Here is a 21,669-nt window from a genome sequence, read left to right on the forward strand (position 1 = left end):
TTCAGATTAATTCATTTGCACTTTAACAGGCTTCAAATCCTTAGTGGTTAATACTTTTTTCCCATCCACATAAATATGGAATCCCTTACCCACTTGGTATTTTTCACCAGTTTTATCCCATATCAATGAGATATTTTTACCATGATAACTTACATTTTGGAGCGCGAACCAATCCCATTTGTTTTTAGGGATCAGTGGGCGTATGTCTAAAATCTCATCTGCACGAGGCTTAATCCCCACTAAATCATTGATAATCAAATCGCAAAAAGTAGAGTGATTGTAAAAGCTACTTCTCGGGTTATCACCTTTTAGCCATTCTCCGGTTTTTTCATCCTGATACTCGCCAATATACGGTTTTCCATTCTTTATATGCGATGCAGCATACTTTTGTAACTCATCGTAAAAGACATTTGCAGTCATTTTACCTTTGTTTTTATAATTATTGAGGAGGTTGGAAAGTCCCTTTAAAGTTTGTGAAGAAGCAAAAGGCCATAAGGCACCATCCCACTCGCAACTGTGTCCGGAGCCCCGGGTTCTGAAAGTAGGATCACGGCGCTCGGCGGTGGTAAGCCCCCAGGGCGCATTAAATCCTGCAGTGTCCAGCAGGGCATCCCAGGCTTTAGCGTATTGCGACTTATCATCAGGCAAATTAAAATCCCATGGAATAAAACCAATGGCCTCTCTTACCTGAACAAGCGACCCGCTTTTAGCCAATTTAGTTTCGAAGAAAGCCGATTGATTATTCCAAAGACTATCCTGAACCAATTTTTTTAGTACCTGTGCTTTCTGTGTGTATTTGCTTTTCAGCTCTTCATTGCCTATTAGATTACCTATTTGAACCAGAGCTTTGGCATTCCCATACATGTAACTGTTAATGCTTGGTCTCCTGTTCTGGTCTTTTCTCGATCCGCTAATGGATTCTTCCATTCCATCTTTTACATCAAACTGCCAAAAAAGACCACTTTTCAATTGCCTTTCTGTCTCCCATTTTGCATAGTCGGCATCTAAGGCAGGCGCTATACTTTTAAGAAAAGGCAGGTCTGGTTTAACCAAATTATTTTCATAAACGGCGTCATCTATCCAACTGCTAAACTGATGGAAACGTTGTTTACTTTGCCCTGCATCTGCATGATAGAGCCAAAACTTAATGTAATCCTGCAGGTAGCTGTTATCTTTTAACCAGCGGCCTTCATAAAGGTGATGCCCCAAGGCACAGCTAATAGAATTGTACTTTCCAGCATGTTTAACAGGCTCGATAAACTCCGTAAAAATAAATCCTTCGGGAGTTTTAACCAGGTGCTTTCGGTATGACCACCATCTGTAATAATAATTTTGCTCTAAAACACTATCAGGACATTCAAATAAGGGAATGTTCGAAGATAACCATTCAAAAGCCTGAGCATTGGGTATATAATTTTTTACAGCCTCCGTATCAATGGAGTTAAAGTAATTTATGTATTTCTTTAATACTGTTGTACCTGGTTTTGGCTGCTGTTGTGCAAAGCCCGATGACGTTACCAATAACAGTAAGCCAATCACTTTCTTTATTTTCCTTTTAATCATTATTCAAATAGCCAATCAATATCCTTACCTCTACCATCTAATCCCGCATTGAAAACCCTCAATTCTTGTTCTTCGGGGATAAAACCTAAAACTAAACCTGCCCCTTTAGCCAAAGTTAATGTATTTGTTCCTGCCGGAAAGCTAAAAGCATGAACATTGGCAGGGGGAAATCCATTTAAAACCAATGCATTGCTAATCTTAATTTCTGCCTGTCCGTAATTGTTGGCGCTCGCATCTATTTCCAATACTGGTGGCAATAAATACCTCGGATCCTTCTGGTTAAAATAGGCTACCAAAACTTTAACGGCACCCTTGCTACTAAACTTAATCTCCGTTCCAGATTGAATCTGTTTTTTCATGGAAAGCTTCAAGGCCTTTAATCCCTGTAGCTGAGGCGTAATTTCTTTGATTAAAACGGTTGTATCTGCAAATACAGATGCATTCTGCGCCAATGAAAAGCTTTCTAAACCTGGCGTTAGCACTTTTACTTCAGCATTTTTATAGGCTACCACCTTTGCAACAGCACCTGGTTTGATCTTTTTGAGCGAGTCTATACTGTGTTCAAAATGATTCAGTTCTTTGGTATAAACCGGAAGCATTTCTTTCCAGTGAATGAAAGTTTTATCCACTCCCCTCATCGGGATTTTGCGTTGCTTGGTTTGCATGCTATTGGCATATAAATATTCCTCTTCCGTTAGCTTCACCAAATTTGCATAGTGTTTCACACTGCTTTTTAGAAAAGGCAATGCTTTTTCTAAATCAGCAACATCATTTGAATATTTATACCTCAAAATCCATAAGGCCGATTTGACTTTTTCTGCATAAAAATTAGCCATTTCATCGTAGCAATAGATATCGTTTTTAAGTCTTCTGAATTCCTCTTTGTTCTGACCCACATTCTTAACCTGATTAATAGCTGCTATTGCATGTTTTCCATGAACCACTACCTCTTGCGCTACTTTCATTGGGGTTTCACCAATGTGTCCCTGCTTTTTCCATTCCTTTTCGGCATACTCTATAATCATCTCACCTTCAGGCGCTTCAGATTCATAAAGTAAAGTAAATAAACCATAGCGAAAAGGATTAATCAACTGTGTCATCAGCATCCCTAAGGTTAGGGTTTGTCTGTTTCCATCGGTAATGCCGTATCTGCGCAAGAGCTTAGGGGAAATCTCACCAGAAGCCTCATAGGCCTCTAAAATGGCCTTGCCGCTGTTCAGGTCAGTACCATATTTATCCGCCAGCTCTTTACCCCAGTAATTGATTTCGCCAGTGCGGTCGCGTTTAGAATTCCAGGCATAACGCGCCCATTCTTTATACCAGATCCAATCTCTTTCTACTTCTAGAATTCTTTCCCTGGCTTTATCTGCCGTGTAAGGCCAATCCCAGTAGCTGGCCTGAGGATATAAATGCAATCCTTTGGCACCATAGTTTTCATTCATGGCCTGTACAGACTTTTGAATGAAATCTGCAGATCCATATCTAAATGGTTCCAGGTTGGCCAGGATATGTACGTTTGAAATATTGATAGTGCCAATATTGGCTAATTTACGGTTGAGTTCGGCCCAGGCACCCCTCGGCTCATAGGTGGTTAAGGCTTCTCCGTTAAACTTGTTCTCGGTATAGAGATTTTTGTATAAGGGTAAAGCAGCCTTCATTACTGCGGGCGCATCCGTATCATGTGCTCTGAGTACAATTGGCGGTTCTCCCTGAATATTCGCAGCTTTTAATCCGTCTTTTACCCCAGGGATAATTGTTTTGGTGAACCAATCGATATCATCTTGCCCTACCCCTTCCATAGCCTCTCCAAGCGCTACCATTAAGCCTACATTGGGATACTTCTCCACAAATGCAGCTATAGATTTTCGGGTATAATCTGCAATAATCGGAATGATGGGCCTGTTTCTATCTTGTGTTTTCAAGCCATGCTTATCTGCGAAAGGTTTTGGAATAATGATGTTGTAGAACATCTGAATGACCCAAATACCCCGTTTATCGGCCTCTGTGGTTAAAAATTTAAATATCTCTTCGTTCTTTTTAAAGGTTTCATCATCTACTTCCACTGCGTAAGGATAATCTTTTAACCTCACCAATGAAGAAAATGGATGACCATTCCACAGGTATAGGGAGTTGTAGCGATTCTCTACCATCATATCCAGGTACTTAATCCACAAGGCTTTATCATAAAACCAGGAGAAGGTTTCTGGGGTATAAGGGTATTCATACACGTCGCGACCAGGAAGATAATCGGGCTTTTGTAAGCCAATACAGGTTCCTCTTAATATCATTTCCGGATGATCGGCGATGGTTAAGGATTGTGGAAGCTTCCCTTCTTTCTCAATGCGTTCTACTAATTCTATACAGCCGTATAAAGCTCCGGAAGCATCGGCTCCGATAATGTATATATTACTTTTATCACTATAAATGTAAAACCCTTCCTTGCCTGCAGCCAATACCTTCTCGCGAACCGCTCCCGAAAGGATATTTTTAAAAATCAGCTCAGAATATACGCCAACTACCACTTGCTTACTATTGGCCTTAATTTTATCAACGGCAGTAACCTGGCTTTGGAACTTAAGTTTTTGCAGGCAATCCTGAATTTTGCCCGCACCAAACTTTACACGGGGATTGTTTTCTTTGGAAATTAAAATGTCTTGCTTCGGCGCAGAATGCTTATCCAGGGCATATGAAGCATGTGTTAGAACGGCAAATAAAATTAAAATTAGAAACTTTCTCATTCGATGGGCTGGATATCAAGCCAAAGGGCTTTGATAATAAAATATTTAGTTAGATCTGAACTTCAAATATAAGCATAGCTGATTTTTTATTACTGTAATATTTCCCCAAATTACTATACAATATTACCATTTGACCCTTAACGCAATTATTTCGTTACAAAGGTTTAATTTAAATGAAAAGCCCGAAAACCTGATGCCAATATCGCATAATATTTGGACAAGAAAATACAATTTTAACTAAGCTATTTCTATTTTATTTGTAATGGGTTGAAGAGTACCAAATGTAAAGTATGAGCATGGTTCAGTTGACTACATAAGTGGCAATCAGTCTGTATTTTATCGTACGTTTTCCCTGAAAAGAATCTATAATCATATATTTAATCCATAAAAAAAATCAACATATGTTTTCATTAAAGAATAAAAAGGCAGTAGTTACCGGTGGTGGAAGTGGAATTGGGAAAGCTATTGCCACTGTTTTAGCAAAACAGGGTGCCGAAGTGCATGTTATCGAACTCGGAATAGAACAAGCCGCTACAACCTTATCTGAAATAGAACAGGCAGGCGGGAAGGCTTATAGTCACGCTTGTGATGTTTCAGACCATGCAGCAGTATCAGCCGTTTTTGAAAATATAGGACCTATAAATATTTTGATTAACAATGCCGGAATTGCCCATATTGGCAAGGCAGACACCACACCTGAAGCTGATTTTGACCGGGTGATGAAAGTAAATGTTAAAGGAGTTTACAACTGCTTAAATGCTGCTATTCCCCAGATACGTAAAGCGAATGGTGGGGTAATTATTAATATGGCTTCTATAGCAGCGTTAATCGGATTACCAGATCGTTTTGCTTACAGTACAGCAAAAGGGGCCGTTAAGGCAATGACCATGAGTGTGGCTAAAGATTATATTGGCGAAAACATCAGGTGCAACTCCATTTCACCGGCTCGTGTACATACACCATTTGTGGATGGTTTTTTACAAAAGAACTATCCGGATAACATTGATGAAATGTTTGAAAAACTTTCAAAAACTCAACCTATTGGCAGAATGGCCAAGCCAGAGGAAGTTGGTGCATTAGCCTTATATTTATGCAGCGATGAAGCCTCATTTATTACAGGATGTGACTATCCTATTGATGGTGGTTTTACAACTTTAAACAATTAAATATTCAATAAAATACGATTATAAATGAAATTAATAAGATTTGGAGAAGCAGGCTTCGAAAAGCCAGGAATCATTATAGAAGATAAGTACTACGATGTTTCTACCTTGGTAAAAGATTATGATGAAGCCTTTTTTGGTGGAGATGGCATAGAAAAACTGAAAAATGATATCAAAACGGCTAACCTTCCTGAAGTAGATAAAAATGTACGTTTAGGTGCTGCTTTGGCTCGTCCTTCTAAAATCATCTGTGTAGGTTTAAATTATAAAGACCATGCTGCAGAAACCAATGCACCGATCCCTGCTGAACCTATTTTGTTCTTCAAAGCAACTTCTGCGATTGTTGGCCCTAACGATAACCTGGTTATTCCTAAAAACAGTAAAAAAACTGACTGGGAGGTGGAATTGGCTATCGTTATTGGTAAAAAAGCAAGCTATGTAACCGAAGAAAATGCTTTTGACCACATTGCTGGTTATGTTTTGCATAACGATTACAGTGAGCGTGAGTTTCAATTGGAAAGAAACGGTCAGTGGGTTAAGGGAAAAAGCTGTGATACCTTCGCTCCTATCGGCCCTTTCATTGCTACGCAAGATGAAATTGCCGATGTGCACAACCTTCGCCTTTGGTTAACCGTAAATGGTAAAACCTTACAAGACGGAAACACCGCGAATTTAATTTTTAATGTTCCGTTCATGATTTCTTATATCAGTCAGTTTATGACCCTTCTACCTGGTGATGTAATTACTACGGGAACACCTGCAGGAGTTGGATTAGGTCAGAAACCAGAGCCTTGGTATTTGAAAGCGGGTGATGTGGTTGAGTTAGGAATTGATGGCTTAGGAACAAGCAAACAAGTGGTTAAAGCATACGAAGGATAATATTAACAGATAAAGTAAATCAATTATGATAGATACGCACGTACATTTTTGGAATTTCGACCCGGTTAGAGATAGCTGGATTACAGCGGATATGCAAACTATACGCAACGATTTTAACCCCAAAAACTTACTTCGTATTTATAATGAGTTACAAATTACTGGTTGCATAGCTGTTCAGGCTAGTCAAACGGAAGAGGAAAATCACTTCCTTCTTTCATTGGCAGAGCAGAACGACATTATTAAAGGTATTGTAGGCTGGATTGATTTACGCTCACCAAAACTGGAAGAGCGATTAAATTACTGGAAATCTTTTAACCTGATTAAAGGCTGGAGACACGTGCTTCAGGCAGAAAACAGCGATTTTATTCTTTCCAGGGAATTGATTAACGGCATCAAAAAGTTAAAAGACTTTAATTACACCTACGACCTTTTGGTTTACCACAACCAGTTGCCCGAATTGATTCAAATGGTTGATCAAATTCCTGATCAACCATTTGTATTAGACCATTGCGGAAAACCGGATGTAAAAAAACAGGATTTAAAAACCTGGACTCAAAATATCCAAACCCTTGCCCAAAACCCATTGGTGCATTGCAAAATTTCAGGCTTATTTGCCGAGGCAGATTGGAAAAACTGGAAAGAAGAAGAACTCTTTAACTGCTTCGATGTCATCTTCGAACATTTTGGCCCCGAACGCGTCATGTATGGCAGTGATTGGCCGGTCATGTTAATCAGTCGCCCCTATGCCGATTGGTTCAACCTGGTTCAAAAATATACTTCCAGATTTAGTGCAGCAGAAAACGACTTGATCTTCGATAAAAACGCAAGGCGTTTCTATCTAAACTCCTGAAGTCTGCACAAACATGTGGCAAACGAGACTTCAGGAGTTTATTAGCCAAGGACTTCACCCATCATCCCTCTTACCAAACTTTAAAAAGTATGAAAATAGAGGAAAATTCTTTTTACCACATCTTTAACCGCGGAAATAACAAAGGGCTTATCTTTTTTGAAGAAAGAAATTACGCCTATTTCTTAAACAGGATATCAACCTACCTGCTTCCGCATGCCAGCGTAATCTGCTATTGTTTGATGCCCAATCACTTTCATCTGGTTGTTAAGGTGCACCACAAAGAAGGATTTGAAAAAGGCATTAAAAATCTCTTTATTTCCTATGCCAAATCTATTAATACTGCTTATAAGCGTGTAGGCTACCTATTTCAAGGTAGATACAAGGCGAAACAGATAGATTCTGAAGCTTACTTGCTCAGAAGTGTGGTTTACATCCATCAAAATCCTAAAGCAGCTCAGATGGTAAGCCATTTAGAAGAATACCCACACTCTTCATATCGCTACTTCCTAAAAGAAGAGGTATCTATTGTAGAAAAAGAAAGCGTTTTAGCCTGGTTTGGCGGTTTAGATGGCTTTGTACAAAGCCATCTCTAAACTTCCGAAGTTTTGCTTTGTTGCAGCCAGATAAACATCGGAAGTCTTGCCGTCGGGTAACGGTAATGCCAGACCTCGGAAGTTTAGAGATCACTTCAGCAAAAAGATCGTCATGCTTCTGGCACCGTGGGCACCAAGCACCAACGATTGTTCAATATCTGCTGTTTTGGAAGGCCCTGCAACGAAGGTACCGAAATCATATTCGGCATCAGCCATCTTTTTGTATGCGTCGTGCATGGTGGCCACAATCTGGTTTTCTTCTACCAGCATACCCAAATGTTGGGTGATAAATGGTAATACACGGTGGCCCATACGGTCTTCGGTAATCCATACCGCGCCATTTTCAGCTACGGCAAAATGGGTTTTAAATACAGCGAATTCCGTATTTACGAAATCGTGGGGTACTTCATCGCCAGTGAAAGGCGTAAAGTAATCTAATTCCTCAATCGGTGTAATGATCCGATCGGACTTTGTAAAATGTTCTGAAATGTAAAGGTTAATATCTTCAACTTTCTGAATAACCACGACTTTACCACCAATGAGGTTAATCATCTGACAAAATTTTTCAGATACTACTTCATTTGATGGAGAATCGAACTGTAAATCTTCTGGTAATAGCGTGCTTTGAGGTTGGTTATTTAGAATGGCTGATAATATTTGCGCTCTGCTCATTGATGTTAATTATTATAGCTGTTGGTTGATTAGGGGTTGTTCTTTTTATACCATTCAGAAAATGATTCTTTCGGTGGTTCTGGCATTTCTCTATGTTTATACCATGGGTTTAAGCCGTTGTTTACAGTAAAGCCTGCATGTTTCAATGTCCAGCGGCCAATTTTGCCTGCAAGCTTAAATCGGGTTGGAGAAGCTAAGGTAAAGTTCATTACCTTCATGGCCATGGTTTTTGCGGCAGGAGAATTTCCTTCCTTAACAATTACCTGTCTCCATTTATACAGTTGATCGTGAATATCAATTTTTACCGGACATACATTGGTACAAGATCCACAGAGTGTTGATGCAAAAGGCAAATCCGAGTACTTTTTCATATCGAGATTTGGCGCTAAGATTGCACCAATTGGCCCTGCAATGGCATTATGATAACTATGACCGCCACTTCTTCTGTATACCGGACAAGTATTCATACAGGCGCCACAACGAATACATTTTAAAGAGTTTCTAAAGCTCTCTCTGCCTAACTGAACGCTTCTGCCGTTGTCTACCAGCACAATATGCATTTCCTGTCCTTTGCGAGGCTTTTTAAAGTGGCTCGAATAGGTTGTGATGGGCTGTCCGGTTGCGCTTCTGGTTAATAACCTCAAGAAAACACCCAAATGTTTCTTCTTAGGAATAAGCTTCTCTATTCCCATACTGGCAATGTGAATATCAGCAAGGTGAGCGCCCATGTCGGCATTCCCCTCATTGGTGCAAACCACAAATTCTCCTGTTTCTGCTACGGCAAAATTAACGCCCGTTAAGGCAGATCTTCGTGTTAAAAAAGTCTCCCTTAAATGGATCCTAGCTGTTTCTGTTAGTACCTGAGGGTCGGAAACGCCGGCTTCGGTACCAAGATTCTCGTGGAAAATCTGACCAATTTCTTCCTTTTTCTTATGGATACAAGGAAGAACGATATGGCTAGGCGGTTCTTTGGCCAATTGAACGATGCGTTCACCCAAATCCGAATCAATAACGTCAATCCCCTTTTGCTCCAGGTAATCGTTTAAATGGCATTCTTCAGTCAACATCGACTTACTTTTAACCATTTGTGTAATTCCCTTTGCTGCTAGCAGGCCATGAACTATTTTATTATGCTCTGCGGCATCCGCTGCCCAATGTACCTTAATACCATTGGCCAATGCGTTTTTCTCAAACTCTTCTAAATACTGATGAAGATTAGAGAGTACATTATTTTTAATCTGGGAGGCTGTTTCTCTCAAAAGCTCCCATTCAGAAATTCCTTGTGCTGCTTTATCGCGTTTCGCCCTGATCCACCAAAGCGTATCATCGTGCCAATTTACCCGATCTTCATCTCTATTGAAAATTTCTGATAATGCGGGATGCTGTAAGTTACTCACTCAGGGCCTCCTTTTCTGCATTTAAAATTTCTGCAATGTGCAGCACCTTAACCTTGCTATTCTTTCTTTTCAAAATTCCTTCCATGTGCATCAAGCAAGACATATCTGCTGCTGTGATGTATTCTGCCCCATTCATTAAGTGATCTTCTACCCTATCTTTTCCCATTTTAGCGGAAACAGCTTCTTCTGCCACACAAAAAGTACCGCCAAAACCACAGCACTCATCGGGTCTGGTGAGTTGGATAATCTCCAATCCCTCTACCTGATTTAATAGTTGCATCGGTTTAGAAAATGGTGTATCTACCAGCTCGGTCATGGAAGAAAGGTGTAAGCCCCTTTGCCCGTGGCAACTTTGGTGTAATCCCACTTTATGTGGAAATGACGCTGTGATCTTATCTACTTTAAGCACATCGGTTAAAAACTCTACCAATTCATATACTCTTTTGCGGATATGCGTGGCCTGTTGTTCTTTTTGCTCATCGTGCAAGTGATCTTTCACGTGCAAAACACAACTTCCCGAGGGGGAAACGATGTAATCAAACTCCGCGAAGTTATCGATAAACAGCCGATCGCAATCTTTAGTCAGATGTTCGTATCCTGAGTTAGCCATTGGCTGGCCACAGCAGGTTTGGTTCTGTGGGTAGTAAACGTCTACACCTAACTTTCTAAGTAATTTGAGTGTAGCTATCGCAGCATTTGGATAAAACTGATCTACGTAACAGGGTACAAATAGGCCAACCCTCATCTTTTAATCCCTTTCATAACTGATTTGTCCTTCATTATAAACATGCCTGTTTGGTTAGTAAAAGCCAGGCAAATTAATCATTTTTTAATGTTTTAACTGTTCTGCACTATCATGTTTTATTGAGCAAATTTGCCCTTTTATTAAGTGAAATGTGAAAAAATACTTTCGTGTATGTAGTATCGAGATTCAAGTATCAAGTATTGAGATTCAAGTATCGAGTATCGAGATTCAAGTATTGAGTAGCAAGTATTGAGTAGCAAGATTCAAGTAGCAAGTATCGAGATGTTAAATCCTGTTATTACATTAAACGACGAACCACAGAGATTTCCCTGAAAGATTCGTCGTTTTTATTAGCGCACAACTGTCAGATCACTCTTTCGTCTTTGCTCTTTGTTCTTTGCTCTTTGTTCCTTATTCCTTGCTCTTTATTCCTTGCTCCTTCCCTTCCTACTTTACAAATTTATAAGTGGTAGAGGTTTGGTAAGTTTCTCCTGGTTTAAGCACTGTTGATGCAAAATTAGCATGGTTTGGTGCATCAGGAAAGTGTTGTGTTTCTAAGCAGAAAGCAGAACGATGAGGATAGGCTTTACCGCCTTTACCATCATGATCGGCACCCGTAAGGAAGTTTCCGCTGTAAAACTGCAAGCCTGGTTCAACAGTATATACTTCTAAGGTAATACCTGTTACAGGGCTAGTTACCTTAGCAACCGGTTTTTTGCCATCGTGGTGTGTTAAAGCAAAATTATGATCGTATCCTTTACCATACTTTAACTGCTGATCATTTTCATCAATTGATTTCCCAATGGTTTTCGCTTTATTGAAATCGAAGGCTGTACCTGCTACCGGCGTTAACTTCCCTGTAGGAATCAAAGTAGAATCTACCGGAGTATAAGCGTTAGCATCAATTACCAGTTCGTGATTTAAAATGGTTGAATCGCCCTCCCCGTTAAGGTTGAAATAAGCGTGATTGGTGAGGTTAACTACCGTAGCTTTATCTGTTGTAGCCGTATAATCAATCTGAAGTGCATTATCATCCTTTAAGGTATACACTACTTTTACATTTAGTGTACCAGGGTAACCCGCTTCACCGTCTTTAGATACGTAGCTTAGCTCTAATTTCTGACTATCTACCTGTTTAGCCTCCCAAACCTTTGAGAAAAAGCCATCAGTACCTCCATGAAGCGTATTTACTCCATCATTAAGTTGCAAATTGTACTCCTTCCCTTCTAAAGTAAACTTTCCTTTTCCAATTCTATTGCCATATCTGCCAATTAAAGCCCCAAAAAATGGTTCTCCTTTTTTACGATAAGCACCTATACTGTCGTAACCCAGCACTACATCTGTAAGTTTATCATTCTTATCGGGCACCAGTAGAGACACTACTCTACCGCCATAATTACTGATGGATACTGAAGCTCCGGATTTGTTTTTTAAGGTATAAAGCCTTACCTCTTTTCCATCTATAGTGGTATTGTATTTGGATGAATCGCTTTGTGTTGTAGCCTCAGCCTTAGTGCTTGAACCTGAATTACAGGATGTAAATGCTACTGCCAGACATAATGCAGCAAATGGTATCGTTCTCAAGAATCTTTTTTTCATACAGATTTATTTTTGGTTAAGGCTAATGTAGATAAAAAATAAATAACGTTATAGTAACGATTATAATTTATTTCAATATTATTGGATTTATTTTTAGCAGCGGAAACAAAGCTATAATTTAGCGACATATGCAAAAACCTAAAGCTTTTCTATTTGACCTTAATGGTACAATCATCGATGATATGCATTACCATACCCAGGCCTGGCATGCCATTATGAAGGATGAACTTGCTGCCAACCTGCCCTATGAAGCGGTAAAGAAGGAAATGTACGGCAAAAATCACGAGGTATTAGAACGGGTATTTGGCAAGGACAAGTTCAGTTTATCGGAAATGGAAAGATTATCCATTGATAAGGAAAAGCGTTATCAAGATGGTTTCAGACCGCATTTAGCTTTGTTACCTGGTTTATCAGATTTCTTGATTCAAGCAAAAAAGGCTGATGTATTAATGGCTATAGGTTCTGCTGCCATTCCTTTTAATATTGATTTCGTACTTGATGGACTGAACATTCGCGATTATTTTTCTGCTATTGTGAGCGCTGATGATGTAAAAACCAGCAAACCCGATCCGGAGACTTTTCTGCAGGCGGCCCAGCTTTTAGGTATAGCTCCTGAAGACTGCCTGGTTTTCGAAGATGCGCCAAAGGGTGTGGAAGCCGCCCAAAATGCAGGCATGAATTGCGTAGTTGTATTAACTACCCACAGCAAGGCCGAATTTGACGACTATCCAAATATTATTAGCTTTATTGCAGATTATAACGACGCTTTTCTAAAAACGCCTTTTTAAAATGGGAAAATATCTTAATCAAAAACCTGTCCTTGTTGCCGTAGATTGTATCATATTCGGTTATGATGGGGAACAGTTGAAACTTTTAGTGATCAAAAGGGCCATTGAGCCAGTGAAAGACCAGTGGAGTTTAATGGGTGGCTTTATCGAAGATGATGAAGATCTTGATGGTGCCGCCAAAAGAATTTTGTTAGAACTAACTGGCTTGCATGATGTTTATCTGGAGCAATTGCATACTTATGGCCGCCCAGACCGTGACCCGATTGAGCGCACCGTATCGGTGGTGTATTTTGCACTCATAGACATTAATAAATACAGTAAACAAATTAATGATCAGTTTCATGCAGAGTGGTTTAAAATCAAGGAGGTGCCCACATTAATCTTCGACCACAATGAAATGGTTCAGGAGGCCATGAATAAAATCAGGTACCAGGCAGCCCTGCACCCTATCCTGTTTGAATTATTACCCAAAAAGTTTACTATTCCTCAGTTGCAAGCCCTTTATGAGCAGGTTTACGATGCGCCTATTGATAATCGCAATTTCATACGCAAGATTACTGCAAGTGGTTTATTGATCAAACAAACAGAGAAAGACAAGTCGAACTCGAGAAGGGGTGCCTTTTATTTCAAGCTCGACAAACTGAAACACCGGGCTCAATTCCAGTCATTCCTTAATTTTATCCCTAAAAACAACAAATAAGCATTCCAGACTAAAATAAATTGAAAAATTATTTCTTTTAGAATCAGTATTTTATCTCCCTAACACCCTCTAAAAGGCAATATCCTGCACAAAATAATTGGAGTGAGTCGGTTTTATTTCTATCTTTGCATCACTTTAAAGAAAACAAACAACGTTTTTAATAAAGAGATTCCGTAGCTCAGCTGGTAGAGCATTACACTTTTAATGTAGTGGTCCTGGGTTCGAATCCCAGCGGGATCACAAGAAAAAATATCAAAGAGAACTTAAACCCTGCAAATCAAATGATTGCAGGGTTTTTGCTTTTAGGGAATTGCCAAAAATCGCACGAATTCACAAAACTTTGGTGAGTAATGGTGAGTAAGCAAAACTATTAAAACTGACTCACCTAATGATGCATAATCATTTAATGTACAAACTGTTACGAACTGAACATCTTGTGTATTTTAAGAAGCAAAGCTATGTTTGCATCGCTGTTATTTATTGTTTTTTAACGGCGATGCAGCTCTCGAACCGAAAATCGGTTCTCGGGTTGTTTCCTTTAATCCTTAGATTATGAAGACCAAATTTAGCCTGCTTTTCTATCTGAAAAAGCAAAAGAACTATGTAAGCGGAAATGTGCCGAAATACATGAGGATTACCGTAGAGGGAAATCGTGCAGAGATTTCCCCAATCGGGATTGCGACCCTAAGCGATGGAACGCCAAGGGCAGCCGAGCCATCGGTTCCAAAGAAGAGATCAAGGAGCGAAGATATGGCGATGTTGAAAAAGAGATTGGCTATTGTCTGAAATAGAACCTAATTTTATAATCAGTAGAGATACAATTTCCTTTAAATCTTGAAAGAAAAAAATCTATAGTAGAAATGCCGGAAACGCAAAATATAGAATACAAACAAAGTTGGCGAGACGAATACCTGAAATGGATTTGTGGTTTTGCCAATGCAAATGGCGGTAGTATCTTTATAGGTAAAGATGATAACGGAAAAATAGTTGGTGTGGCTGATGCTAAAAAATTGTTGGAAGAAATTCCTAATAAAGTGCGGGACACGTTAGGCATTTTAGTGGATGTAAACTTACAAACTACAATACAAGGCGATTTTATAGAAATACTGGTTGAAGGCTATCCTTATCCTGTAAACTACAAAGGGCAATACCATTACAGAAGCGGAAGTACCAAGCAAGAATTAAAAGGCGCTGCATTGGATAAATTCCTGTTACAGAAAAAAGGCAAACGCTGGGATGGCCAACCAGTCCCCAAAGTTTCAGGAAAGGATTTAAAACAGGATACATTCGATTTTTTCCGCAAACGTGCTTTCAAAAGCCAACGTATTGAAGAAGATATCTTAACAGATACTAACGAACATTTACTTGAAAACTTGCAACTTAAAGAGCACGATTTTCTAAAACGTGCAGCTATTCTGTTATTTCACAATAATCCCGAAAATTTCATAACTGGTGCCTACATTAAAATCGGTTTCTTCGAAACTGATGACGACCTTAAATTTCAGGACGAAGTACATGGAAATCTGTTCGAGCAAATTGAAAAAGCAACAGATCTACTTTTTACCAAATACATCAGGTCAGCAATTAGCTATGAAGGCATTCACAGGGTTGAAAAGTATGAATATCCAAAAGATGCAGTTCGTGAAGCACTGTTAAATACAGTTGCACATAAAGATTATTCGGGCGGCGTCCCTATTCAAGTAAGTGTTTACAGCGACAAAATTATTTTTTGGAACGAGGGACAATTACCTGAAAATTGGACTGTAAAAAATCTTTTAGAAAAACATGCTTCAAGGCCTTTTAATCCAGACATTGCAAATGCTTTATTTCGTAGTGGCTATATTGAAGCTTGGGGTCGTGGAACAATAAAGATCATAAACGAATGTAAACAGGCAAATATCCCAGAACCAATTTTCAGCTATAATTCCAGCGACATTTCTATTGAATTTAGAAAAGATATTTATAATGCGGAATATTTGAATAACTTGAAATTGAATGAACGACAACTAGATGCGCTTATTTACTTCAAATCAAAGAGAGAAATCGTGACTTCAGAATATGTAAAAAAATATACCGTCAATGAAAGAACTGCAAGAAGGGATTTGATAGAATTGGTGAAGAAAGGAATTTTGCTTAAGCAAGGAGATAAGAAAACGACAAAATACAACTATCGGTAGATGTCCGATAAATACCCGAAATGTCCGTTAAATGTCCGATAAATGTCCGATAAATTGCATATTTCAATGAAATTTTGCCGAAATACCCAACCTACTTCCAGATAAGCTACAAATACACAACAATGTTTAGCAACTAGTCCGGCAATAAAAGCAGTATTCTTAACGCCTGTTCAAAATGACCTGAGTTTGCTTGGAGTGAATAACTTCTAAAACTTTTGAAGATGCTGTTACAATAGAAGTGCTTACGAATTAGCTTCAGGTCGTGTACCATAAATGTACTTAACCTTCTATTTGGAAAAGCGCATTTAGATATAAATTAAAACCAATAAAATCGAAAGAAGTTATAGCCATATACTAATCCCCTATTCTATTCGTCAATCCCCTCAGTTCCAACATAAAAGTCAACAACTTTTTTTACTTTTTTTTTCAGCACATAAAGCGGTTCAACCTCCTTATTTATCCTACAGAAACCACAAGGATATGTTGTTTGCAAAAAACAAAAGCCATTAAAAATTTCTTGAATACATTAACACAACCCAGCTTTTAGACCATTTCTAATACTGGTATACATTCAAATAATAACCACCTGGAAACCGACCGTAACTATCTGAATACAAATATTTTATTTGCATTTAAGCAAATTTTCTCCCTAACTTCATATCAGGCTATTATGCTGAAAGCAGCAAAAATGGTTGTCTAATCAAGAAATACCCTTCGTCAAAAAAACCGGAATCCTCCGTTTTATGCCCTCCGCCTTTCACCATCTAAACTCATTACAAATGGCTAAAACTACCCTACCAATCAGCCCGCTGAATTTGGTGCACAATATTGCCAGCACCAGAGAAAATACTGCTCAGCTGGAGACCTTGCTCAATCGCCTCAAAACTGCAGAAGTGGGCACAGAGAGTTTACGGCTTTTAAAAACCGATGCATCCGAACTCATTTTACAGAATGTTTCGAGGAGTGAATCTTTAACTAAGTTTAAACAAATCCGTCCGGGCAAAACTTCGAGCGATGCGCTGGTTGTACGGAGGGAAAGTCCTTTTTCAGCCTTAACCGATTTGCAGCGGGCGGGGAGTTTAAGCATTGCCGGAGCGACAGAAACATTAGGTCCTTTTACAGCGGAAGATGGCCGGATTTACTGGTATGATTTTCTTACTTACGAAAAGCTCATTCCGGTATACCTTACGGGTGAGGCTGCACCATTAATGCTTATTCCATTGAAACTGGCGGTGGTTTCCCGTCCTGGGGCATCTTACACACTGGCTAAAGGCAGTATTTGGATACGTGCAGGGCTTTTTGCCAGTGCAGCCGGAAACACCAAATACACAGGTTTTAAAATCAGTTCCGGAAAGTTAAACCTGAGCAAGGCTACGGGAATTACCAGCAACACCTTAAAAATTAGTGCAGATACAACCCTGGCGCTTGAACTTATTTTAGATAATACCTTTGAACTTAAGGGCGACTCGGTGATCGGTTCTGACTCCAGAAGTGCAGGCATTAAGCTTCCTGAGCATTTAAACCTTCAATATGCCAATAAAAAAATAACCATCAGCCAGATGGACAATGCCTCCTGGCGACTTTACGGGGATAGCAGACAATTCACTTATCGTTCAAAACCAGCGGTTTACAACGCCGATCTGGACAAAGTATTTATCCCGCTCCAAAGTGATCTGACTGAGTTTAGGGTGCAGGAAAAAAGCTCCGAATTTTTTGATATAGACGGCGCTGCCCCGGTTAGAGATTCCCTTTGGTGCCTCTCGCTGGCTGCCTTAGATATTACTAAACCCTTTACCATCCGCAATAATGGCGCATTGGGCGTGCTGTGCAGGCCTGGTTTGAGTTGTAGCTGGCAAGGCTTAAAGCTAAACGAAACCATCAGTTTAAAAGGTCCATATCTTTTGGCTGAGCCGGGCTTATTTCTGATCCACGAGAATTCTGCTGATTTTAATGGTATTCGCGAACAGTATAAACTCTGGGATTTAGATCCGGTTTCTGAAATCAAGGCCAGTTTAACGCTTTCCTTTATGAAAAAGAAGCGTTTCGATTACAGTTGCCTGGCTGAGGGTGCAGAGGCCGTTTCTGCCTTTGCAGATGCTGTTGTTGATGCAGACAAGCCTATTAAGGCCGATGGAGTTCCTGTTGCGCCCAGAACTAAAGATAGTATCTATATTAAATACATCACCCCTACGCTTTCGCAGATGATGGTGTATGACCAGGATATGATTAGCGAAAATGCAGCACAGCCCTCTACGCAATTGGTTTCTGAAGCTGTTTTTTTGGAGCAGAAAAAAGCCAGCAGTTTACCCTACCAGTTCGCATTGGAAAATGCCTATCTGCTTACTACGCCGCCTGCAGCGGTGATGCTAACAGGTTATTTTGATACTGATAACATCATTACGAAAGGAAACTTAACCATCCTTTATGGATTACTGGAATTAATCCCAACCCTACCTCACCCCTATACTTCGGCTTCGCTTTTTAAGGGACGAAGAGCGGCCGCGAGCTTTAGAGATGCTGCTACGTATAACCAGAGCATGATGGGCTTGTTAACTTCTACCAATTTATGGCAAAAAAATCCTGAAAATTTAGCCCTTGTTGATGTAGATTTTAAACTTCTGTACAATCAGGCAGCTTTGTTGCCAATGGCGGGTGCTGCCGGTGCAGAAACGAGCACGGATGCTACCGGAATGGCCATTTTTACGTCAGGTAAATTAGCTGAACACCTGAAACGTAATGCCGACCGCTTAAATAACTCAGCGGTTTTTCGCAGTCCGAATCTTTTCTCGCTGCTCGACTTAAGTACCAACTATGACCTTTTAGGTGTTTCAATGTCTTTTAACCAGGTTCGTGTGCTGAGCGAAAGCATAGCCAAAGTTAGCCAAACGAATGAACAATTGGTTACGATAGAAAAGATGAATCTGCGCACCCCCATGGCCTTGCTCAATGGATTTACCCTACCTCAGGTTTCCTGGGAACCCTTAATCAATATCAGTAAGCCAGATGTGAGCGCTGATCCGGACGAGGGATTGCTTTCCTATTCAGACCAGGGCCCGGCTACCATTTTTAACCAGTTTGATCCGGAAAAAATAGACATTGACCCTTTAAAATATATCCAGCGCTTTAAATACAACCTGAAACCTGCGGAGGATGCTCCATTTGTTAAGCAAAAAAACTATCCGAGCAGTATTCTTTTCAGCCTGCCGAACGGCAAAATTTCCATGGCCTCATTAAGGCCGTTTAATCCTGGCCAGGCCACCATGAACAACCGCCACCTAGATTTTATCCAGCCTGCATTCGACCTCGGAAGCCTGGAAGTAACGGGAGGCTTACAGTTCCGGATTTCGGCCAATAAGGCCACGTCAAATGAACTTCCGCCTGAGCTTAATGGTTTTACCATCCAACTTAAAAACCTCACTGATAACGGCGGAAACCCCTTACCGCAAAGTATTTTAGGAGAGAGTGTGCACACCATATTTAACGGTACTTTTGCAACGGGCATCACAGCCACGGGTGTTCCGCTAACGCATATCGACTTTTCCGGTTATGGTGCAAGTACCTATAGTAATTGGTTAGCTCCATTAGCAAAGTATGCTGACATTGCGCAGGTTAAGTTTGACATTATGCGGGGCAGGGTATCTCATGAAATTGTTCAGGCCGTGAGTATGATTTATCCCTATGGTATTTGTGTGGTTCGCACCATTACTTTCTATCGCCGCAACAATGCGATCATTTTTAGGGAAGACAGCGGCTGGGTAGCTAAAAGCCCAGGGACTTTCGATTTTTCTTTCCGGGCTAAAGGACAAACCGGGCCTAAGAACTTCCAGAATCCCTATATTTTCCATCCGGGTTTAACCACAGGCATCTTTAATGCTGTAAATATTAAGGAAGTAGAGAATGACTATATCAATCTACCCTATACGCCTTCCAATGGCGAATACTTTAAGAATAATCCGGCAGATTACGTTCACGAAAGTGGTACAGGTCCGGCTCAGACAGCGAGGTTTGTAGGTGTAACCTTCGATGCTGATGTAGATCTGGATGCAGATGGAAAAGGAACCATAAAGAGGGTTGCTGGAAAGCAGTTCAAAGGCTACCTTCAGCTCTTGCCGCAAGGTGTACCGGTTCCGGAGCGGGTATTCAGTGAGCTGATGGAACGCAACCAAAAAACTTTGGGTGGAAATATCGATACCATACTTAATCTGGGGGGTAGTGAGCAAAAAATTCAGGTTAGCCGGCTGGATGTTACAGCTTCCTTCCAAAATGGAGATCAGAACGATGCCATTTTTGTGGCAGCGGCCAGAGGATCTGTACAATTGCCTGCTGACGGGAGCTGGAGCATTGTTCAGCTCGACAAATCCAGTGGTGATGTGCAACCGATGACAGATAAACAAAGTGTCCCAATCATCAGGGCCGGAGAGCGAAACCGCAATGGGGCTGCATTTACCCTCAGTGCTGCCAGCAAAGTAACCAAAGTAGCCTTTCCCGAAGCTCTAAAGAATTCGGAAGCTATTTTTGCCAAAAGATTCGGTTTTTTACAGAATACCGGAACACAAAAGCTTTTGCTCGGTGATCCGAGTTATGATACCAATCAGATAGGAAAATTATTAACAGAAGCTCCCCTCCTTGCCGATAGCTTTAGGTTACTAAACAGTAAAGGGCCATTTCCAAACCTGGGTAACTCCATTCGCATAGAAGATGTTGCACAGGCAGCCACGAAAATCCTCGAAAACGGTCTGGAGAAGGTGATTACAGATTTTAAACTTCCAGACAATTTCAGCTTTGATATCATCGGAAAAGATGGCGACCCTTTCCATATGTACATCAAGTATGAAAGTGAGGATAAAGATGGCGGAAAGGAAAATACCCTGGTGAGCTACCTCACTAACTCTGCCGGAAAAGGAAACTGGGACAGCCAGCTTAAAGAATTGAGTATTGTGGTAGATCTGGCCTCATTTAAATCACTGATGACGATCAGTGGTGATCTGAAAGCCAACATATCGGCCAACCCGGGTTTCGATTCGGGTAAAGCACCCCAACTGAAACTGGCAGAGCCTTTAGAAAAAATTTACCAGATCCTTGAGTTTTTAGATAACCTGGATCCATCACAACCGGTAGAAGCCATTAAAAAAGGCTTACAGATTGCCATGAGTAACAATGCCGATAGCTGGGATTATAAATTTAAGGCAAGCAAAGAAATTCCTTTGGTTAAATTTCCTTTTGATCCGATTAACTATAATTCGCCCACCACGCCGCTCAAACTCGATGCCTTTTTTAAGATTGGTTGCTACTTTAACCAACCGATCAGAATTCCTAACACCATTGATCAGCTGATGCCATCGGCAGGTGCCTTTTTAGAACTTGGCGCAGATTTACGTGTCATGTGTGTATCGCTGGCAGCAGCAACGGTGTATGCTACAGGAAGGGCCGAAGTTGGCTTGGCGGCCGATTTAAAAAGCCCACCTACGCTATATTTTAAATTTGGTTTTGGTATAGAGCTCTGTGTAGGCTTACCGGTTATTGGCAGTGTTGCGGTACTGTACATGGTTGGGGTAGATATGTCGTTAAACACCCAACAACTTACTGTAGGTGCTTTCATCTACTTTAGGGGAAGAGCAGAGATTTTTGGTGGTATTGTAACCATTACCATCGCGATTGAAGCCGCCGGAAAGATCCAGAAACAATTTGATGGTGGACCAACCAGCTGCATTGCCATGTGCACCTTTGCCTTAGACATCAGCATATTCTGGGTCATCGACATCAGCTTTACCGAAACCTGGGAAGAAACCCGTCAGATTGCTTAAC

At 40.4% G+C, this 21,669-nt stretch carries 15 protein-coding genes and 1 tRNA gene; 10 read left to right on the forward strand and 6 right to left on the reverse strand.

Annotation, left to right across the window (positions count from 1 at the left end; all coding sequences use genetic code 11):
- Positions 1-6 precede the first annotated feature (6 nt).
- Both BMX11_RS03285 and BMX11_RS03290 read right to left on the reverse strand, forming a co-directional pair.
- Positions 7-1,563, reverse strand: a complete 1,557-nt coding sequence (locus BMX11_RS03285; protein ID WP_090881374.1) for an MGH1-like glycoside hydrolase domain-containing protein — start codon at positions 1,561-1,563, stop codon at positions 7-9.
- A complete protein-coding gene (locus BMX11_RS03290) occupies positions 1,563-4,301 on the reverse strand; it encodes an alpha-d-galacturonidase (protein ID WP_090881377.1) in 2,739 nt (912 codons plus the stop codon). Before BMX11_RS03290 ends, BMX11_RS03285 begins: the two co-directional genes overlap by 1 nt.
- A 401-nt stretch (positions 4,302-4,702) precedes the next feature.
- Here BMX11_RS03290 and BMX11_RS03295 point away from each other — a divergent pair, with 401 nt between their 5' ends.
- The 4 genes from BMX11_RS03295 (at position 4,703) to BMX11_RS03310 (ending at position 7,786) form a co-directional block, all read left to right on the forward strand.
- Entirely contained in the window at positions 4,703-5,467 is a 765-nt protein-coding gene (locus BMX11_RS03295; RefSeq protein WP_090881380.1) for an SDR family NAD(P)-dependent oxidoreductase, read from the forward strand.
- Positions 5,468-5,491: 24 nt separating this feature from the next.
- Positions 5,492-6,343 carry a fumarylacetoacetate hydrolase family protein gene (locus tag BMX11_RS03300; RefSeq protein WP_090881382.1) on the forward strand — a complete coding sequence of 284 codons (852 nt, stop codon included), beginning with the start codon at positions 5,492-5,494 and terminating at the stop codon, positions 6,341-6,343.
- Between the two features lie 25 nt (positions 6,344-6,368).
- Positions 6,369-7,193, forward strand: a complete 825-nt coding sequence (locus BMX11_RS03305; protein ID WP_090881385.1) for an amidohydrolase family protein — start codon at positions 6,369-6,371, stop codon at positions 7,191-7,193.
- An 89-nt stretch (positions 7,194-7,282) separates the two neighbouring features.
- The gene (locus tag BMX11_RS03310; protein WP_090881388.1) at positions 7,283-7,786 is read left to right on the forward strand and encodes a transposase; all 504 of its coding nucleotides are present in this window, start codon (positions 7,283-7,285) and stop codon (positions 7,784-7,786) included.
- 90 nt (positions 7,787-7,876) lie between these two features.
- Here BMX11_RS03310 and BMX11_RS03315 read toward each other — a convergent pair whose 3' ends face one another.
- From BMX11_RS03315 to BMX11_RS03330, 4 genes are all read right to left on the reverse strand, one after another.
- Entirely contained in the window at positions 7,877-8,458 is a 582-nt protein-coding gene (locus BMX11_RS03315) for a LutC/YkgG family protein (RefSeq protein WP_090881391.1), read from the reverse strand.
- A 29-nt stretch (positions 8,459-8,487) separates the two neighbouring features.
- Positions 8,488-9,855, reverse strand: coding sequence for a lactate utilization protein B (locus tag BMX11_RS03320; protein ID WP_090881394.1), 1,368 nt, complete (start codon positions 9,853-9,855; stop codon positions 8,488-8,490).
- Positions 9,848-10,600 carry a (Fe-S)-binding protein gene (locus BMX11_RS03325; RefSeq protein ID WP_090881397.1) on the reverse strand — a complete coding sequence of 251 codons (753 nt, stop codon included), beginning with the start codon at positions 10,598-10,600 and terminating at the stop codon, positions 9,848-9,850. The genes BMX11_RS03320 and BMX11_RS03325 overlap by 8 nt, the downstream gene beginning before the upstream one ends.
- 447 nt (positions 10,601-11,047) lie before the next feature.
- Complete coding sequence (locus BMX11_RS03330) at positions 11,048-12,199, reverse strand: aldose epimerase family protein (protein WP_090881400.1); 1,152 nt, start codon at positions 12,197-12,199, stop codon at positions 11,048-11,050.
- A 128-nt stretch (positions 12,200-12,327) separates the two neighbouring features.
- Here BMX11_RS03330 and BMX11_RS03335 point away from each other — a divergent pair, with 128 nt between their 5' ends.
- The 6 genes from BMX11_RS03335 (at position 12,328) to BMX11_RS03360 (ending at position 21,668) form a co-directional block, all read left to right on the forward strand.
- Positions 12,328-12,987: an HAD family hydrolase gene (locus BMX11_RS03335; protein ID WP_090881403.1), complete on the forward strand. Its 660-nt coding sequence runs from the start codon at positions 12,328-12,330 to the stop codon at positions 12,985-12,987.
- 1 nt (position 12,988) lies between these two features.
- Positions 12,989-13,687, forward strand: coding sequence for an NUDIX hydrolase (locus BMX11_RS03340; RefSeq protein WP_090881406.1), 699 nt, complete (start codon positions 12,989-12,991; stop codon positions 13,685-13,687).
- 167 nt (positions 13,688-13,854) lie between these two features.
- A tRNA-Lys gene (locus tag BMX11_RS03345) sits at positions 13,855-13,927 on the forward strand.
- A gap of 312 nt (positions 13,928-14,239) precedes the next feature.
- Complete coding sequence (locus BMX11_RS03350) at positions 14,240-14,473, forward strand: hypothetical protein (protein WP_090881409.1); 234 nt, start codon at positions 14,240-14,242, stop codon at positions 14,471-14,473.
- Between the two features lie 74 nt (positions 14,474-14,547).
- On the forward strand, positions 14,548-15,864 hold the full coding sequence (locus tag BMX11_RS03355) for an ATP-binding protein (RefSeq protein ID WP_090881412.1): 1,317 nt from the start codon (positions 14,548-14,550) through the stop codon (positions 15,862-15,864).
- A 779-nt stretch (positions 15,865-16,643) separates the two neighbouring features.
- Positions 16,644-21,668 (forward strand): hypothetical protein, encoded by a 5,025-nt coding sequence (locus tag BMX11_RS03360; protein ID WP_090881415.1) that lies wholly within the window; start codon positions 16,644-16,646, stop codon positions 21,666-21,668.
- Position 21,669 lies beyond the last annotated feature (1 nt).

The organism is Pedobacter rhizosphaerae, assembly GCF_900111155.1.
GTDB classification, from domain to species: Bacteria; Bacteroidota; Bacteroidia; order Sphingobacteriales; family Sphingobacteriaceae; genus Pedobacter; species Pedobacter rhizosphaerae.

Coding starts and splice junctions, on each gene's coding strand:
- BMX11_RS03325 (WP_090881397.1), bottom strand. CDS start 10,600: ATGAGGGTTGGCCTATTTGTACCCTGTTACGTAGATCAGTTTTATCCA.
- BMX11_RS03335 (WP_090881403.1), top strand. CDS start 12,328: ATGCAAAAACCTAAAGCTTTTCTATTTGACCTTAATGGTACAATCATC.
- BMX11_RS03285 (WP_090881374.1), bottom strand. CDS start 1,563: ATGATTAAAAGGAAAATAAAGAAAGTGATTGGCTTACTGTTATTGGTA.
- BMX11_RS03295 (WP_090881380.1), top strand. CDS start 4,703: ATGTTTTCATTAAAGAATAAAAAGGCAGTAGTTACCGGTGGTGGAAGT.
- BMX11_RS03340 (WP_090881406.1), top strand. CDS start 12,989: ATGGGAAAATATCTTAATCAAAAACCTGTCCTTGTTGCCGTAGATTGT.
- BMX11_RS03305 (WP_090881385.1), top strand. CDS start 6,369: ATGATAGATACGCACGTACATTTTTGGAATTTCGACCCGGTTAGAGAT.
- BMX11_RS03360 (WP_090881415.1), top strand. CDS start 16,644: ATGGCTAAAACTACCCTACCAATCAGCCCGCTGAATTTGGTGCACAAT.
- BMX11_RS03315 (WP_090881391.1), bottom strand. CDS start 8,458: ATGAGCAGAGCGCAAATATTATCAGCCATTCTAAATAACCAACCTCAA.
- BMX11_RS03290 (WP_090881377.1), bottom strand. CDS start 4,301: ATGAGAAAGTTTCTAATTTTAATTTTATTTGCCGTTCTAACACATGCT.
- BMX11_RS03350 (WP_090881409.1), top strand. CDS start 14,240: ATGAAGACCAAATTTAGCCTGCTTTTCTATCTGAAAAAGCAAAAGAAC.
- BMX11_RS03330 (WP_090881400.1), bottom strand. CDS start 12,199: ATGAAAAAAAGATTCTTGAGAACGATACCATTTGCTGCATTATGTCTG.
- BMX11_RS03355 (WP_090881412.1), top strand. CDS start 14,548: ATGCCGGAAACGCAAAATATAGAATACAAACAAAGTTGGCGAGACGAA.
- BMX11_RS03300 (WP_090881382.1), top strand. CDS start 5,492: ATGAAATTAATAAGATTTGGAGAAGCAGGCTTCGAAAAGCCAGGAATC.
- BMX11_RS03310 (WP_090881388.1), top strand. CDS start 7,283: ATGAAAATAGAGGAAAATTCTTTTTACCACATCTTTAACCGCGGAAAT.